Origin of the sequence: Klebsiella sp. 18074, from assembly GCF_902705905.1 — a bacterium.
GTDB classification, from domain to species: domain Bacteria; phylum Pseudomonadota; class Gammaproteobacteria; order Enterobacterales; family Enterobacteriaceae; genus Klebsiella; species Klebsiella terrigena.
In genome coordinates this window covers 1-212 of record NZ_CACSIS010000116.1, presented here as the reverse complement: position 1 = coordinate 212, position 212 = coordinate 1, and the positions used below count along the sequence as shown (strand labels likewise).

Annotated in this window: 1 rRNA gene; it reads right to left on the bottom strand. The window is 50.0% G+C overall.

Going from position 1 to position 212, the window contains the following annotated elements:
* Positions 1-131 precede the first annotated feature (131 nt).
* Positions 132-212: ribosomal RNA gene (locus tag GVK32_RS28805) — 16S ribosomal RNA — on the bottom strand; the annotation flags it as partial.

The window sequence follows — 212 nt, the reverse complement described above, 5'->3', positions numbered from 1 at the left end:
TTACCGCCGTGAAAGGGCGGTGTCCTGGGCCTCTAGACGAAGGGGACACTGAAGTCTCAATCGCAAGACGCCTTGCTATTTACTTTTCATCAGACAATCTGTGTGGACACTACAAAGGCAGGTTCTTTAGGTAAGGAGGTGATCCAACCGCAGGTTCCCCTACGGTTACCTTGTTACGACTTCACCCCAGTCATGAATCACAAAGTGGTAAG